The 16,155-nt window shown below is 70.8% G+C and carries 13 protein-coding genes and 1 pseudogene; 3 read left to right on the forward strand and 11 right to left on the reverse strand.

Features of this window, described 5'->3' with window-relative positions; genetic code table 11:
- Window positions 1-2 precede the first annotated feature (2 nt).
- The 6 genes from ACZ6ZQ_RS15760 to ACZ6ZQ_RS15785 all read right to left on the reverse strand — a co-directional run bounded on the left by ACZ6ZQ_RS15760 (window position 3) and on the right by ACZ6ZQ_RS15785 (window position 9,444).
- Window positions 3-3,371 carry an outer membrane protein assembly factor BamB family protein gene (locus ACZ6ZQ_RS15760; protein WP_469769097.1) on the reverse strand — a complete coding sequence of 1,123 codons (3,369 nt, stop codon included), beginning with the start codon at window positions 3,369-3,371 and terminating at the stop codon, window positions 3-5.
- Window positions 3,372-3,473: 102 nt separating this feature from the next.
- Window positions 3,474-4,286, reverse strand: coding sequence for a hypothetical protein (locus tag ACZ6ZQ_RS15765; RefSeq protein ID WP_469769098.1), 813 nt, complete (start codon window positions 4,284-4,286; stop codon window positions 3,474-3,476).
- A complete protein-coding gene (locus ACZ6ZQ_RS15770; protein WP_469769099.1) occupies window positions 4,283-5,596 on the reverse strand; it encodes an AI-2E family transporter in 1,314 nt (437 codons plus the stop codon). Before ACZ6ZQ_RS15770 ends, ACZ6ZQ_RS15765 begins: the two co-directional genes overlap by 4 nt.
- Before the next feature lie 118 nt (window positions 5,597-5,714).
- The gene (locus ACZ6ZQ_RS15775) at window positions 5,715-6,413 is read right to left on the reverse strand and encodes an aggregation-promoting factor C-terminal-like domain-containing protein (protein ID WP_469769100.1); all 699 of its coding nucleotides are present in this window, start codon (window positions 6,411-6,413) and stop codon (window positions 5,715-5,717) included.
- Window positions 6,414-6,808: 395 nt separating this feature from the next.
- On the reverse strand, window positions 6,809-8,131 hold the full coding sequence (locus tag ACZ6ZQ_RS15780) for a PhoH family protein (protein WP_469769101.1): 1,323 nt from the start codon (window positions 8,129-8,131) through the stop codon (window positions 6,809-6,811).
- 551 nt (window positions 8,132-8,682) lie between these two features.
- On the reverse strand, window positions 8,683-9,444 hold the full coding sequence (locus tag ACZ6ZQ_RS15785; RefSeq protein ID WP_469769102.1) for an isoprenyl transferase: 762 nt from the start codon (window positions 9,442-9,444) through the stop codon (window positions 8,683-8,685).
- A gap of 111 nt (window positions 9,445-9,555) precedes the next feature.
- Between ACZ6ZQ_RS15785 and mgrA the strand changes: the two genes are divergently transcribed.
- Window positions 9,556-10,593 carry an L-glyceraldehyde 3-phosphate reductase gene (gene mgrA, locus ACZ6ZQ_RS15790; protein WP_469769103.1) on the forward strand — a complete coding sequence of 346 codons (1,038 nt, stop codon included), beginning with the start codon at window positions 9,556-9,558 and terminating at the stop codon, window positions 10,591-10,593.
- A 293-nt stretch (window positions 10,594-10,886) separates the two neighbouring features.
- Here mgrA and ACZ6ZQ_RS15795 read toward each other — a convergent pair whose 3' ends face one another.
- Entirely contained in the window at window positions 10,887-11,324 is a 438-nt protein-coding gene (locus ACZ6ZQ_RS15795; protein WP_469769104.1) for a winged helix-turn-helix transcriptional regulator, read from the reverse strand.
- A 96-nt stretch (window positions 11,325-11,420) separates the two neighbouring features.
- Between ACZ6ZQ_RS15795 and ACZ6ZQ_RS15800 the strand changes: the two are divergent.
- Window positions 11,421-11,726: pseudogene (locus ACZ6ZQ_RS15800) on the forward strand (DNA glycosylase AlkZ-like family protein); the annotation flags it as partial.
- Between the two features lie 274 nt (window positions 11,727-12,000).
- Here ACZ6ZQ_RS15800 and ACZ6ZQ_RS15805 read toward each other — a convergent pair.
- From ACZ6ZQ_RS15805 to ACZ6ZQ_RS15815, 3 genes are all read right to left on the reverse strand, one after another.
- Window positions 12,001-13,494, reverse strand: coding sequence for a DUF2079 domain-containing protein (locus ACZ6ZQ_RS15805; RefSeq protein WP_469769105.1), 1,494 nt, complete (start codon window positions 13,492-13,494; stop codon window positions 12,001-12,003).
- A gap of 11 nt (window positions 13,495-13,505) precedes the next feature.
- The gene (locus tag ACZ6ZQ_RS15810) at window positions 13,506-13,898 is read right to left on the reverse strand and encodes a cupin domain-containing protein (protein ID WP_453657013.1); all 393 of its coding nucleotides are present in this window, start codon (window positions 13,896-13,898) and stop codon (window positions 13,506-13,508) included.
- Between the two features lie 90 nt (window positions 13,899-13,988).
- Entirely contained in the window at window positions 13,989-14,810 is an 822-nt protein-coding gene (locus tag ACZ6ZQ_RS15815) for a prepilin peptidase (RefSeq protein WP_469769106.1), read from the reverse strand.
- 124 nt (window positions 14,811-14,934) lie between these two features.
- On the opposite strand from ACZ6ZQ_RS15815, the gene ACZ6ZQ_RS15820 reads away from it, so the two are divergent.
- Window positions 14,935-15,306, forward strand: coding sequence for a DUF192 domain-containing protein (locus tag ACZ6ZQ_RS15820; protein WP_469769107.1), 372 nt, complete (start codon window positions 14,935-14,937; stop codon window positions 15,304-15,306).
- Between the two features lie 24 nt (window positions 15,307-15,330).
- Here ACZ6ZQ_RS15820 and ACZ6ZQ_RS15825 read toward each other — a convergent pair whose 3' ends face one another.
- A complete protein-coding gene (locus tag ACZ6ZQ_RS15825) occupies window positions 15,331-16,110 on the reverse strand; it encodes a hypothetical protein (RefSeq protein ID WP_469769108.1) in 780 nt (259 codons plus the stop codon).
- Window positions 16,111-16,155: the final 45 nt, after the last annotated feature.

The following is a 16,155-nucleotide window of genomic DNA, read 5'->3' on the forward strand; positions in this document are numbered from 1 at the left end:
CCTCAGCCGCGGCGTGCGGCGAGCGCGTGGACGGTGCCGTCGTCCGTGAGGGCGAAGACCCGGTCACCGCTCACGGAGAGGGCCGAGGCCACTCCCGCGCCGAGGTTGTACGAGGCGACCCGCGTGCCACTCGCCCGGTCCAGGACGAGGAGCCGTCCGTCCCAGGTCCCCACGTACACATGGGACTTCGTGACCAGCGGGTGCATCGTCGGCGAACCGGCGCCCGCCGAACAGCCCATGGCGACCCGCCACTTGTCGTCCAGCGGGCTCTCCCCCACCAGATAGCCGGACCTGGACTCCCACACCGGCTTCGACGGATCGGCCGCGCTCGCGTCGTAGGCGCGTACGACACCGTCGCGACCCGCGACATAGGCGGTGTCGCCCCACACGGCCGGGCTGGTGAGCGGGGCGGGCCCCGGCTCGCAGGTGCTGCCGCCGCCCAGCTTGGACTCCCAGGTCACCGCACCCGTCTTCGGGTCGTGGCCGCGGGTGCCGTACGCCGTGAACGTCACCAGCTTCGCCTCGCCGCCCGAGGCGCCCGGGGCCTTCGGGTCGGTCAGCACGGGCGACGAGTGGCTGTCGATGCCGCCCGCCGTGTCCTTCACCCACAGCTGCTTGCACGCCGCGAGGTCCATCGCGATGACGGAGTTGCTCGACATGGAGTGCAGATAGGCGGTGTTGGAGCCGGGCTCGCGGATGGCCGTGCTGTGGGCCTGCCCCCAGGAGAACGCGGCCCCGAATCCGCCGGGCAGCAGCCCGCCGGTCGCGGCGTCCCGGCAGCGGATCATGTTCGCGTCCTGGTAGACGGCGACCGTGCGGTCCTGGCCGGTGAGGCCGAAGACGCTGACCGGTCCGCCCGCGCGGCCGTATCGGCGCACGGTGTCCCCGTGGGCCTCCTCGCGGTCGATCGACTGCCAGACGATACGGCCGTTCGCCGCGTCCAGTGCGTAGATCCGTCCGACACCGGTCGTCAGATAGACCCTGCCGCCGTGGAGCGTCGGCGCCGACTCGGCGTCGCCGTCCAGGTACGTACGCCAGATCTCACGGCCGGATGCGATGTCGTAGCCGATCATCATGCTGTACGGGGAGTCGAAGGCGCGGGACGAGACGATCAGCCTGCCGTCCGCGATCACCGAGCCGTTCAGGTTGAACTGCTCACCGGTCTGCCGGGTCCACTTGAGGTCGAGCTCGGCGCCCGGCTCGGCGCCGCTCGCGGACCGCCCCGCCTCGTCGCCGCCCTGCCGCAGCCAGTCCTGGCCGGTCCTCGGCTCGGCGAGCTCGCTGTCCCGTACGACCTCGAAGGCGTTCTTGACCACGGGGAACTGCTCGCCCCGGGTGTCGTACGCGATCGATTCGGCGGTGTACGTGCCGGGCCGCAGCCCGCTCAGCCGGGCGCTCGCCCGGGTCCATGCGCCGCGTGCGTCCGGGCAGGGCTCGGGCCTGCCGCCGGGCGGGGTGTAGCAGTTCTCGATGCCGGGCCGCGCGGCTGCCCGGCCGAAGCGCACCGTGGTCCGCTCCACCACGTGGCCGCGCTCGTCGCGCACGGTCAGCGACGACTTCGCGGGCGTACGGCCGTCGTCCTCCGCGTACACCTCGACGGGCACTCCGGCCTTGGCGCCGTGCACACTGCCCTGCGCGGGGCTGACCAGCGCGGAGTCGTCGTCGATGTCGAACTGCCGGTGGATGCCGGTCACATGGCCGGTGTCCTCGTTGCGGCGGGTGCGGGGATCGTCCGTGATGCCGCTGAAGTCGAGGACCTTGTAGTCGGGGTGGGCGCCGTCGATGCCGTACGTGCCCTGGTTGTTGATCTCGACGGACCGCTTGAAGGCGCCGCGCCGGAACTCGGCCTGCTGGTTGTGACCCGCGGCGACCATCCGGACGTCGTACTTGGCGAGCTCGTCGATCGTGGGCTGCATGCCCGCACCCGGGCCCCACTGGGTGAACAGCGAGCGGTGCGCGAAGACGAAGACCTGCTTGCCGACCGCGTTGCGGGCGAGGTCCTCGCGGAGCCACTCCAGCTGCGGCTTCAGCCCGCTCGCGTCGTAGTTGTCCTCGAGGACGACGATGTGGCGGCCGTTCCGGTCGAAGCTGTACCACTCGGGCGCGAGGTTGCGGCGGTAGTACTCCATGCTGCCGGCGTAGCCCTGGGACGTGGCCGTGCCGCCGAAGTCGTGGTTGCCCATCACCGGGTAGAAGGGGTGGCCGAGCCGCCCTTCCTCCAGGCCCTTGCTGAACAGGTCGTACGCACCCTGCCGGCGCGGCTCGGCCGCGTAGTCCGTGACGGTGAGGTCGCCGGTCGCGATCTGCATCGTCACGCCGTCGGCCTCGGACATCGCCTGGACCTGGCCTGTCCACTGGGGCAGGGCGCGGCGGGCCTCGTCGTCGGTGCGGTTGCCGACCTCGGTGTCGGAGTTCATGACCCACTTCTCAGTGGGGTTCGAGGCGTTGCGGTCGGGTACGAGCGCGAAGTCGACGCCCGTTCCGCCGGTCTCGGGGACCTTGTGGAAGAACTGCGGGATGTAGTCCTTGCGCAGCGCGGGCGTGTAGCCGTCGGGCGAGACAACGCTGACGAGGTCGGTCTCGCGCCGCTTCGGGTCGATCCGGAGGCTGTACGAGCCGTCCGCGCCGGTCGTGGTCCAGGCGGCGCCGTCGGTGACGTCGATGCCGGGCATGACCGGCTCGCCCTTGTCCCGCTTGCCGTTTCCGTTGGCGTCCTTGAAGACGGTTCCCTCGACGGCGACGGTCGCCGCATCGGTGTCCTCGGCGAAGGCCGCCTGAGGCGCGAGGAACGACAGGGCGATGGCACCGGCTGTCGCGAGCCGGAAGCGCCGCGAGGCGCGCAGCCCGCGTACCAGGGACGGAAGCCGCCACGCGGCGAGCAGCAGTACGACACCTGCCGCCGTGACGAGTGCGACGGTCAGCCAGGGGAACACGGGCAGCGCGTGGGCGCCCTCGGCGTCGACGAGCGGGGTGGCCGCGGAGGCGTCGACCGCGGTGCCGTCGAACTCGACGACGACCTGGGTCAGTCCGCCCTTCTCCAGCAGCGGGCTCAGGTCGAGCGCGTCGACGTGGCAGCTCCACGCCAGCTCGATGACGACTCCGCCGGGCACGCCGCCGTTGTCGCCGGGCACTCCGGAGCCGGTGGCCGGGCAGCCGGCCGGGAGCAGCCCGGCAGCCCAGCCGCCGGCCTGTGCCGGGGACACCACGTCGCTGTGCACGACGAGACGGCCGCTGGTGACGTTGTCACCGGTCGCGACCACGAGTTCCGCGTGCTCGCGCGAGACATGCGCGACCGCGGGCTGGGCGCCGACGCCCAGTACGAGGAACAGCAGCGCGAGACCGAGCCCGACTGCTGTGCGTATGTGTTTCATAAAGGCGGACGCTAGGCATCCGCTGTTCGGTTTCCGGTCAGTAGTGAACGTCTTTCATCAAGCTGTCCGGAAGTGTTCAGGATCCTGCTTGCGTCTGTTCCCTCACGCGGGGCGCTTGAGCCGGGCCATCAGCTGCCTCGTGTCCTCGACGACGTGGTCCTTGAGCGACATCAGCTCGTCGACGTCGGGCGCCGGCGCCTCGGCCTCGTCCTCTCCGGTGTACGAGAACACGGCGGAGACACCGACCCGGATCACGGCCTGTCCGTCGAGCACGGCCAGGTCCATCAACGGGTACCCCTCGGTGGGGATCACCAGATACGCACGCTCGCCGAGGCCGTCGGCCGGCTGGACCTCGCGGGGATCGCCGTCGGGCGCATACGGGCGGCGCATCGCCTCGAATTCCTCCCCCGGATCGGTCTTGTTGTGCAGCACGTACGAGACCGTGACCTGGTACTCCTGGTTCTGGCCCGTTCCGGTGAGCTGGAAGCTGCAGTGCGCGCGGTCGAGCGCCACGTGCTCGTCGACCGACGCGATGGCTTCCGTCCTCGCGCCGAGCGCCCCGCCGAGGGACGTGAACTCCGCGTCCAGGCACAGATTCCGGCTGACCCGGTAGCCCTGGAGGTCGGGGCCGAGACGCTCGTACACGTACAACCCGCCCGCCCACAGCGCCGATGCGACGACCGCGCCGCCGAGCGCCCACAACCAGGCGCGCCGGGGCCGCGGGGGCTTGGGGGGCTTCGGCGCGTCGTCACCGCCCACGAGGACATCGGCCGCCGCGGCACCGCCGACGGAGACGCCGCCCGCGGTGAAGTCGCCTGCGGAAGCGCCGCCCGCGGTGAAGTCGCCTGCCGCGGCCTCGCCCGCCCGCGGTGCGGGAACTTCGGCACCGCCCACCAGCTCCGGCTCCGAGATCACTGCTGTCGCTCCCCCGGCGCCGGCGTCGGCGCCACCTCGTACGCCGTCGCGCCGTGCGGCGCGGGCCCGATCCGGACAGCCCGTTCCTGCCCGTAGGCCCGCAGATAGCCGACGACCGTGTTGGTCACCGCCACCAGCGGCACCGCGACCACCGCTCCGCCGATGCCGGCGGTCAGACCGCCCGCGGCGACCGCCAGGACGACGGCGAGCGGATGCACCCGGACCGCGCGGCCCAGGATGAACGGCTGCAGCACATGGCCCTCTATCTGCTGCACCGCGAGGACCACGAGCAGCACCATCAGCGCGGTGAACACGCCCTGGGTGACCAGCGCGACGACGACCGCGAGCGCACCCGAGACGACCGCACCGACCAGCGGAATGAAGGAGAAGAGGAAGATGAAGACGGCGAGCGGCACGGCCAGCGGGACGTCGAGGAAGTAGATGCCGAGACCGATGAAGATCGCGTCGATGAGGGCCACCACCACCGTGCCCCGTACATAGGCGGTCAGCGTCCGCCACGCGCGCGGACCCGCGCCGGCCACCCCGGGCCTCGCCTGGGCGGGCACCAGCTTCAGCGTCCACTGCCAGATCCGCTTCCCGTCGTACAGCAGGAAGAGGGTCGAGAACATCGCCAGCAGTATCCCGGTGAGGATCTCGACCATGACGGTCACGCCCTGCAGTCCGGCCGAGGTGATCTCCTCGGTGTTGGTGCCGATCGTGTCGCTGAGGTTCTTGGCGATGTCGTTGATCTGCTGCTCGGTGACATGGAACGGGCTGTCCAGGAGCCAGCGTTTGAGCTCCTCGATACCGTCCTTGACCCGGTCGGCGAGATTGTCCAGATTGTCCAGGACCTGCCACACCACGAACCAGCCGACGAGGCCCATGACGACGAAGCCCAGGATCGCGGTGACGGCGGTGGCGAGCCCGCGCGGCAGGCCGATCTTCCTCAGCCGGGTCACCGTGGGCTGGAGCAGGGCGGTGATCAGCAGGGCGGCGACGAAGGCGAGGACGACCAGCTGGACCGCGCTGATCGCCTTCATCAGCACCCAGAGCGCGCCGGCGAGGACGAGCAGCCGCCAGCCGGCCTCGGCCGCGACCCGCATCCCCCACGGGATCGCGGCGACCGGATCGGGTCTGGCGCCGACAGCGGGGGCGTACGTGGGCGGCGGCGGGACCTTGTCGGGTGCGGAACCGGTCGGCGGTTCGTCGTCGGCAGCACTCGCGGCCTCGGCCCGGCGCTCCTCCAACCGTGCTCCCATCCGGGTCAGTCCGGCCCCCAGCCGGTCCAGCCACCCTGGCGCTTTCGACATGTCGCTTCCCTCTCCCCCCGGGTCCGCCCCGACCGTACACGCACGAAGCCCCTCACCGTAGGACGGCAAGGGGCTCCGCGAAGTTGAGCGCCAGGCGGGGGCCTGGTACCGGTGGGGCCTAGTACCAGTGGTTGGCCTGCCAGAACGACCAGGCACCGCAGGGGCTGCCGTAGCGTTCGTTCATGTAGTTGAGGCCCCACTTGATCTGGGTGGCCGGGTTGGTCTGCCAGTCGGCGCCCGCCGACGACATCTTGGAACCCGGAAGCGCCTGGACCAGACCGTACGCGCCGGAGGAGGGGTTCGAGGCCCGGTAGTTCCAGCTGGACTCGTGGTCCACGATGTTGCTGAAGCACTGGAACTGGTCGCCAGGGATCATCTGGCGGGCCATCGCCTGGACCTCGGAGACGCTGTACGACGACTGGGTCGCGAAGGTGGAGGCGTCACGGACGGCGGAGCGGCTGGCCCGCTCCTCCTCCGCCTTGGCCTCGGCCTCGCGCTCGGCCTTCTCCTCGGCGGCTTCCTTCTTCGCCTTGGCGTCCTTGGCGGCCTGGACACGGGCCGCCTCTTCGGCGGACTTCCGCGCCGCGGCGTCGGCAGCGGCGGCCTGCGCCTCGGCCTGCTGGGTCAGGGACGAGACCTGAACCTGGGCCTGCTGGCCTACCGGGATGTCTGCGAGGAGCGTCGCGTCGGAAGCGGTCGTCTCCAGGTTGTCGTTCGTGGCGGGGGTGTTGCCCGAGGCAACACCGACGACAGCGCCGACAGTGGTGACCGCAGTGGCAGACGCCACGGCGAATCCCCGGACCGAGATCCGGCTCACACGGTTTCCTTCCAGCATCGCCCGCACAGGTGACCTCGCGGACGCAATCGTGCCCCTGGCACTGGCACTCCCTCTTGTCTAGGTCACGGGAGGCACGGGCCCGGTGGGCAACTCCCCTGCGGGGAGTGCCGCGTGGTGCTCGGGCGGCATACGGCGGCAAGTGTGGAGTTGTGTGGTGCAACACCCCTGAGGGTGCAGGTGTGCCGTATGCGGGGCCTGACGGAAACCAGACTCTGCCGGAAGCCGGCACCGCAAGGCAATTCATCGTTGCGTGTGAAAGCTCACACCTCGTTTGTCCCAGGAGTTTTGCGGAAAGGGCCGCGCAGCATGACGCCGCCCGGCTAAGCTCCTGCGCTTCGCCGGGCGGCGCCAACTCTCATACCGGGCCTGGGATGTCAGATGGGTCCATCCTCCAGCATTTCGGTCACCAGTGCGGCGATCTGCGAACGCTCGGAGCGGGTGAGCGTGACATGCGCGAAGAGCGGATGCCCCTTCAGCTTCTCCACGACGGCGACGACTCCGTCGTACCGACCCACGCGCAGATTATCCCTTTGCGCCACATCGTGGGTCAGAACGACCCTGGAGTTTGCCCCGATTCGGGACAGAACGGTCAGGAGAACGTTCCTCTCCAGGGACTGGGCCTCGTCCACGATGACGAACGCGTCATGCAGCGAACGACCGCGGATATGGGTGAGCGGCAGCACTTCGAGCATGCCTCGACCGAGCACCTCCTCGATGACCTCACGGCCGGCCACCGCGGAGAGCGTGTCGAAGACCGCCTGCGCCCAGGGGCTCATCTTCTCGGCCTCGGTGCCCGGCAGATAGCCGAGCTCCTGCCCGCCCACGGCGTACAGCGGCCGGAAGACCATCACCTTCTGGTGCTGGCGGCGCTCCAGGACCGCCTCCAGGCCGGCACAGAGCGCCAGCGCCGACTTGCCGGTGCCGGCCCTGCCGCCCATCGAGACGATGCCGACGTCCGGGTCGAGGAGCAGATCGAGGGCGATGCGCTGCTCGGCGCTGCGGCCGCGGATCCCGAAGGCCTCGCGGTCACCACGGACAAGCCGGACATTCCCCTCGGCGGTGACCCGGCCGAGCGCCTTGCCGCGCTCGGACTGGAGGACGAGCCCGGTATGGACGGGCATGTCGGCGGCCTCCGGCACGTACAGGTTCTCCTCTTCATAGAGGATGTCCACCTGATCGGCAGAAAGGGCCAGTTCCGACATTCCGGTCCATCCGGAGTCCGTGATGGCGAGCTCCGCGCGGTACTCCTCGGCGAGAAGACCGACGGAGGAGGCCTTGATGCGCAGCGGCAGATCCTTGGAGACGACGGTGACGTCGTACCCCTCCGCCTGGAGGTTGCGTGCCACCGCCAGGATCCGCGAGTCGTTGTCACCCAGCCGGTAGCCGGCGGGAAGCACGCCGGGGTCCGAGTGATTGAGCTCGACGCGCAGCGTGCCGCCGAGGTCGCCCATCGGGATGGGGGCGTCCAGACGGCCGTTCCGGACGCGGTAGTCGTCCAGCAGGCGCAGCGCCTGCCGGGCGAAGTAACCGAGCTCCGGATGGTGCCTCTTGGCCTCCAGCTCCGTGACCACGACGATCGGGAGCACGACTTCGTGCTCGTCGAAGCGGGAAACGGCGTGCGGGTCGGCCAGCAGGACGCTGGTGTCGAGAACGTAGGTGCGCCTGTCGGGCATGCGGCGCTTTGTGCTGTTCACCACGGAAGGACGTACCCCCTCGGCTGAGATCGGGGTGCGACGGCGTCGCGGGCGGTAGGACCGGTATCCGGCCACGATGCACGGGCCGGGCACCGGCCCTCCGTTCCTTCCGTGCTGAGCGCACGGTCGTCCTGGCGCAAAGGGCCTCCCGGGCGAGCGGCTCGGTGCCACTCGCTATATAGAACGGCATCCGGCTCAGTGTCCGGATGTCGACCTGTCAGGGATATTCCCTCGAACACGCGCAGCCATGCCAGGGCATATGACGACGCGTCGATGAACAGGCGATGACCATGACCGGGAGCTTCCCGATGGGCCCCGCGGCGCGCCGGCCCGGCGGCCGCGCCAAGTCCCCCGGCCCCTGTGGGCACACGGCGCGATTCCGCCGTCGGTACGGATCCGGCGACGCGGGCGTCTGCGGCGGGCCCACGCGGCGGAGCACCGGCGGGGGCGAGGCACACCCCGGCCGGTGGGGGCCGCGCGCGGAGGGCCGGGCCTGTCCGGTGGATCAGGCCCTAGGTCACACGAGTGGCGGGGTACGGGGGCGGTCGTCCCCGTCAGGAGCCGTAGCGGCGGTGGCGGGCCGCGTAGTCGCGGAGCGCGCGGAGGAAGTCGACCTTGCGGAAGGCCGGCCAGAAGACTTCGCAGAAGTAGTACTCGGAGTGGGCGCTCTGCCAGAGCATGAAGCCCGAGAGCCGCTGCTCGCCACTCGTACGGATCACCAGGTCCGGGTCCGGCTGTCCCCGGGTGTAGAGGTGCGACGCGATCAGGTCCGTGTCGACGATCTCCGCGAGCTCCTCGAAGCTCGTGCCCTTCGCCGCGTGGTCCAGGAGCAGCGACCGCACCGCGTCCGCGATCTCCTGCCGGCCGCCGTACCCGACGGCAACGTTGACGAGTATTCCGTCATTGCCGTCCGTCGCCTGCTCCGCCTCCTTGAGGACGGACTGGGTGCGGGCGGGCAGCAGATCCATCGTGCCCACGTGATGCACGCGCCACCGGCCATCGGCGGCAAGGTTGCGGACCGTGTTCTCGATGATGCCGAGGAGCGGGCGCAGCTCCTCCTCGGGGCGGTCGAAGTTGTCCGTGGACAGCATCCAGAGCGTGACCACCTCGACATCCGTCTCGGCGCACCAGCCGAGCAGCTCGGAGATCTTGTCGGCCCCGGCCTGATGTCCCTCAGCGGCCGTACCACCGGACGCCTTCGCCCAGCGGCGGTTGCCGTCCAGGATGACACCGATGTGCTTGGGCACCTGGGCGTGATCGAGGCGGCCCTCCACCCGGCGCGCGTAGAGCCCGTAGACCAGGTCGCGCAGGTTCACCGTACTAACCCCTCCGTGCTGCGTGGCTGACCCCCGAAGCCGTCACATTACTGCGCGGCGGCCACGGCCACCCAACCCGGCCTGTCACAAGTCCGTGATAAGGAGGGAAGCGTGAACGATTCCCCCTATTACCGTGCCGCCGAGAGCCGCTACGACTCGATGGAGTACCGCCGCACCGGCCGCAGCGGTCTCAAGCTCCCCGCGATCTCCCTCGGTCTCTGGCACAACTTCGGCGACGACCGCACACTCGGATCGCAGCGCGCGATCCTGCGCCGTGCCTTCGATCTCGGCGTGACCCACTTCGACCTGGCGAACAACTACGGGCCGCCCCCCGGCTCCGCCGAGCTGAACTTCGGGAAGATCTTCGCCCAGGACTTCGCCCCGTACCGGGACGAGCTGATCATTTCCACCAAGGCCGGCTATCTCATGCACCCCGGCCCGTACGGCGAGTGGGGCTCCCGCAAGTACCTGATGTCGTCGCTCGACGCGTCCCTGAAGCGGATGGGTCTCGACTACGTCGACATCTTCTACTCGCACCGCTTCGACCCGCACACCCCGCTGGAGGAGACGATGGGCGCACTGGCGTCCGCCGTCCAGCAGGGCAAGGCGCTGTACGTCGGCGTGTCCTCGTACACGGCGGAGCAGACGGACGAGGCGGCCCGACTGCTGAAGGAGATGGGTGTCCCGGCGCTCATCCACCAGCCCTCGTACTCGATGATCAACCGCTGGATCGAGGACGACGGCCTCCTCGACACGCTGGAGACGGCGGGCATGGGCTGCATCTCGTTCGTACCGCTCGCCCAGGGGCTGCTCACGAACAAGTATCTGACCGGCATCCCGGAGGGCTCGCGGGCCGCGCAGGGCAAGTCCCTCGACCCGAACCTGCTCTCCGACGAGGTGCTCCGCCGGCTGCGCGGGCTCGACGAGATCGCGCAGCGCCGCGGCCAGTCGCTGGCCCAGCTCGCGCTGAACTGGGTGCTTCGCGACGAGCGGATGACGTCCGCGCTGATCGGCGCGAGCAATGTCGGGCAGCTGGAGGAGAACGTGGCGGCGCTGGCCGGATCGCCGCTCTCCGACGAGGAGCTGAAGGAGATCGACACCTTCGCGGTGGACACCGCCGGGACGAACATCTGGGCGGGCCGCTCCTGACTCTCTGCCCCGGCGCGCGCCCGGGCAGAAGAAACGGGCCGGTCCGTGGGGGGGATACGGACCGGCCCGAGGGGGGGCTTCCACCATAACCCTTCGTAAGTGCTGCCGCGCGCCACGCCATGCCACAACTACTCTCCGAATGCACCGGACTGCGGTGCGGAGGCGGAAACGCGGGGGAAACACGGGCTCGCGGCGGATTCGGCGCCGTACCCCACACGGGGGACCCAGGGCGCCGGGCGCGCGATTGACACCCCGGCCGGCGGCGTCCGGGCCGGGCCGCGGCGGCGTCCGCGTCAGGCCGCGGTGCCCTTCGGGTGCTCCTTCGCGATGCCCTCCGGGTGCTCCTTGGCGGTGACCTTCGGATGCTCCTTGTTCGCCAGGATCTGGCTCATGAAGTCGTCGCCCCACTGACCCAGCGGCAGCAGCGCCGTGTTCAGCGCCTCACCGAGCTCCGTCAGCGAGTACTCGACGCGGGGCGGCACCTCCCGGTACACCTCGCGGTGCACGATCCCGTCCGCCTCCAGCTCGCGCAGCTGCTGGATCAGCACCTTCTCGCTCACCCCGTGCATGTCCCGCTTCAGCTCACCGAAACGCCGCGTTCTCGCGTCGTGCAGGGCCCAGAGGATCATCGGCTTCCACTTGCCGCCGACGACGTCCACGGCCGCGTCGAGCCCGCAGGTGTAGGAGAGCTTTCCCTTGGCCACCGTCAACTCCTGGGTTTGCCCGGACACTTGTGTTCGTTTACCGATTCGACGGTACTGCATGGAAATGCGGACAAGATCTGACCTGAACGGCCCCTACGGTCGTCCCATGACGACGACGCGAGCGTGACCTGGACCGAAGCCAACGCCCGCCGGATCGCACGACAAGGGCTCGCCGCCCCCGCGTCCGCCGAGGACTCCTCCCCCGCCACGGTCACCGGCACCATGCTCGGCGCGCACGCGCAGGTGCTCTCCGCCGCCGAGCTGTCCGTGGCGCTGCGGCTGGAGGGCGCCACCCGGATGGACGTGCGCGAGGCGCTGTGGACGGACGGCACGCCGGCGAAGACGTACGGGCCGCGCGGCACCGTGCATCTGCTGCCCACCGCGGACCTGCCGCTGTGGACGGGTGCGCTGTCGGCGATCCCGGCCGGGCGCATCGGATGCCGCCCGGCATCCGGATGACGGACGGGTCGACAGCACGGTCGCCGGCGTCTGGCACCAGCGCCGGTCGGGCCGCCGCATCGCGGTCACGGTCGAGCCGATCGGCTCCCAGGCCCTGACCCCCGCCCGCCGGCGTGCCCTGGAGGAGCAGGTCGAACGGGTGGGAGAGGCGCTGGAGGGAAGCGCGGAGCTGACGGTGGGAGAGGTGACAGTGGGGTTCCACGCCTGAGCGGCGGCGAGGGTGGGGGCCCGCCCGGGCGGCGCGTCAGGCGGCGCGCCGCAACAGCGTGATGCCGTCCCGTTCCGCGACGACCTCGTAGCCGTACGAGCGCTTCGCGGCCTCCAGCTCGGACTGCTGCTGTTCCGCCGGGTAGGGCCAGTGGCCGATCCTGTACGGCCAGGCCTCCGGCGGGTGGCGGTCGTGGATGATCCACTGGGCGGTGGGGCGGGGCAGCTTCGTCCAGTCGTACTCGTAGAGCCGGCCGCCCACCGGGTAGGTCGGGAAGAGGACCACATGGCAGCGTGAAGTGAGCTGCGGGGCCAGCCGGTTGGACGCGGCGACCGTCGCGCCGTCCGGGATTCGCCGCAGCAGTGAGCGTGCGACTTCGATGTGCGCCGTCGTACGCCAGGTCGCGCGCTGGGCGAGCTGCGCGAGCGGGAACGACGGCAGCAGGACGGCGGTCACGGCGAGGACGGTGGCGAGCGAGGCCCGGATGTGCCGGGGGTCCGTCTGCCGGTAGCGCGTGAGCGCGTCGATGAGCCCGGCGAAGACGACCGGCATCAGCACGGCGCTGTAGTGGAAGGCCGTGCCCCAGTGGAAGACGTTCTCCGAGAGCATCCGCCAGGCGAGCGTCGGTACGGCGATGAGCGACAGCGGGGAGCGCAACGCCAGCAGCGCGCTCGGCGCGAAGACGAGGACGAGTGTCATGGCCTTGGTGTCGGGCCTGAGCGCGTCGAGCGGTGCGAAGGCGAGCGTGGCGAGCAGCGAGCCATGCCCCTCGACGAGGGCGCCGTGTGCGTATCCGCCGCCCGGGTTGAAGGCGGGCAGCAGCAGTTTGATCTCGATCGCGCTGCCGGCCAGCCCGGCCGCGACGGTCATGAGCCCGAGCCGCCGCGGCCCCTTCCACGCCACGTACGCGCCGAGCGCGGCCAGCGTCAGCCCCAGGTCCTCCTTGATCAGCAGCAGTGGCGCGGCCCAGGCGACGGCGCGTCCCCAGCGCCGCCGCGAGAGCGCCTCGATCGCGCAGGCGAGCAGCGGCACGGCGAGGGCGACCTCGTGGAAGTCGAACGCCGCGGCCGAGGTGATGCCCCAGCTCAGTCCGTATCCGCAGGCGATGACGTGCGCGGCGCGGCGGCCGAGCGCCCGGGCGGCCCAGCCGGCCAGCGGTACGACGGCGACGGCGAGGAGCGCGGACTGGGCGAGGAGCAGGACGAGCGGGGACGGCCAGAGCCGGTAGAGGGGGGCGAGGGCGGCGATGAGGGGGTGGAAGTGGTCGCCGAGGAGGATGAAGCCCTCCCCGCGCAAGGGGACGACTGGCGGCTTGAGTTGCGCGTAGGCGCGTACGGCCTGCTCGAAGATGCCCAGGTCGTAGCCGGCGGTGCGGAGGAGCTGGTGACGGCGTACGGCGACGGTGGCGTAGAGGAGGAACAGCCCCGCCGCCCATCCCCAGGAGAGGAGGGCGGCGGGGCGGTCAGCAGGGGCCGGAATCGTCTTCGTCTCCGTACGCGGTACCGCCACACTGCCAATAAATGTCCGCATACGTCCGCATGTTAGAGGGCGTGACCGGTGGTGCTGTCCACATGACCGGGGATCTCCCCCTCGTGGCGGTCACCTGTCGACTTCGTCCCGGTCGGCTCGAACATCAGGATCGAGCCGCCCGGCGACGACGGCTTGTGCTCGGTGCCCTTCGGTACGACGAAGGTGTCGCCCTTGTGGAGCTCGACCGTCGTCTCCGTGCCGTCGGCGTCGCGCAGCGCGATGTCGAAACGGCCGTCGAGGACGAGGAAGAACTCGTCGGTGTCCTCGTGGACGTGCCATACGTGCTCCCCCGCGGTGTGCGCGACGCGCACGTCGTAGTCGTTCATCCGGGCCACGATCCGCGGACTGTAGACGTCGTCGAAGGAGGCCAGCGCTTCGGTGAGGTTGACGGGCTCGGTGTCCATGGCCCGAGTGTGCGCGCGGCGCGGGTGAGGTGTCTTGTACGCGCGTGCGGGCGGGCGCGTACGTGCGTGAATCCGTACGCCCGGACGGTCCTACGCCGCGAGCGCTCCCAGCAGCAGCCCGAGCAGCGCCCCCGAGATCATGAACGGGCCGAACGGAATCGCCGACTTGCGCCCGGCCCTGCGCAGGACGACCAGCCCGAGCCCGTACACCGACCCCAGCACGAACCCGGCGAAGGCTCCGACGAACAGCACCTGCCAGCCGTACCAGCCGAGCACCACACCGAGCGAGAGGGCGAGCTTCACATCGCCGAAGCCCATGCCGTTCGGGTTGATCAGGAAGAGCACGAAGTACGCGGCGCCGAGGACGAGCCCGCCGAGCAGCGCCGCCGGCCAGGAACCGGCGGCGCCGGGTACCAGCGCCGCACCCCCGAGCAGGACCGCGGCCGCACCGGCGAGCGGCAGCGTCAACTGGTCCGGCAGGCGGTGGACATTGCGGTCGACGAGCGCGAGCACCACGGCGACGGGTGCGAGCAGCACCCATACGGCGAGCTCGGGCCGCGGTCCGGTCGCCGCCGCGAGCGCGGCGCAGACGAGCGCGGTGACGGCGGGGACGAGGAACGAGGGCCGGTACGGGACGGGCTCGCCGGGGCCGTCCCCCTCCGGGGCACCGGCCGGCGGATCCCCGGCGGGCACGGGCGCGGCGACCGGGACCGACAGCGCACAGCTGGCGCACCGTGCGACACCCAGCCAGCCGCGCGCCGGCCCGTTGATCGGATGCCCGGCCGGACACGCGTCCCGCCACCCCTCCTCCGGCTCCACGGACAGCCGGTAGGCGGCGCGCGGCACGAGCACCCCGGCGGCGGCTCCCCATACGGCGGCGACGGCGATCAGCGCGACGTACCCATAGTCCACGGCCCGACCCTAGGACCGTCCGGACTTCCGGTCATGGGTCCAGGGGCCCACTCTCCGTGCTCCAGGGCCCATAGAGTCGCGACTCCCGCCCGTGGCCGTTCCCCTGCCGCTACGGTCTTGGCCCATGGGCAGATGGCACGACGGCAAGGGCGAGTTGACGATCCCGGGCCGCGACAATCCGGTGGACCTGCTGATAGCCGCCTCGTACCGGACACGGGCCCGCGGCCTGCTGGGCCGTGACGGCATCGACGGCGCGATCATGCTGACCCCCTGCAACAGCGTCCACACCTTCAGGATGCGCTTCACCATCGATGTGGCCTACCTGGACAAGGAGTTGCACGTCCTCGACGTGCGGACGATGAAGCCGGGGCGGCTGGGCATGCTGCGCCTGCGCTCCCGCCACGTGCTGGAGTCGGAGGCGGGGGCGATGGCGGAGTGGGGCCTGCGGCCGGGCGTGCGGCTGTCGATCGAGACCGGGACCGGGGCCGCCGGCTGAGCGGGCCTGATCCGCAGCACACCCCTACGGCAGCTTCGCGACCTGCTTGCCGATCAGGACGGCGGGTACCTCGGGCGTCTTCGCGTCGATGAAGTTGGGGGCGTAGAAGGTGGCGACCGTGGCGCCCCTGCGCACGACGTGGAAGACGAGCGGCACCTTGGCCCCGTCCACGGAGCCCGTCACCTGATACGCGAGGGCGTCGTCGCCCGCCCGCGGCGCCGGCAGCTTCTTCACCTCGGTGTAGGTCGAGGCGCCCTCGCCGCCTCGGGTGGTGAAGCCGCCCGCGCAGGCCGCCACGGCGGTGCGTACGGACTTGAGCACACCGTCCGCGTCGCTCTTCGTGTGGGAGGTGAGGATCTCGGTGAGGACCGTCTGGGTCTCCTTGCCCTCCTCCGTGCTGTCCACGATCGTGCGGTACACGGTGGCGGTGGCGGCCGGCTCGGGTGCCCCGTTGATGACCGCGGCCAGCGGCCGGCACTCCGGCTTGTCCGCCTGCTCGGTGCCGGGCTCCTCACCGCCCTGCATCGGGGTGACCACATAGTTCGGTACGTCACCGGTCGCCAGCACGGCCTTCGTCAGCTCCGCCTTGGTGAGCGTCCTGCCGCTGCTGGGCGTCGCGGGGGCGGGCGGGGCGGCCGGTGCTGTGGTTTCCGTGGGCGCGGCTTTCGTGGGCGCCTGCGACCGGGCGGGCTTCTTCGCGTCGCCGTCGTCGCCTTCGCAGGCCGTGGCGAGCCCCATCGTCAGGGCGGCGGCCGTCGCGGCCATCGCGATGCGCCGTGCCGTACCCGCGGTGCGCGTGGTCATCCCGCCCCCACCTCGATCGTGTCGTTCCGGGCACGCTAACAACGG

The sequence above is a fragment of the Streptomyces sp. NPDC053673 genome (genome assembly GCF_055585225.1).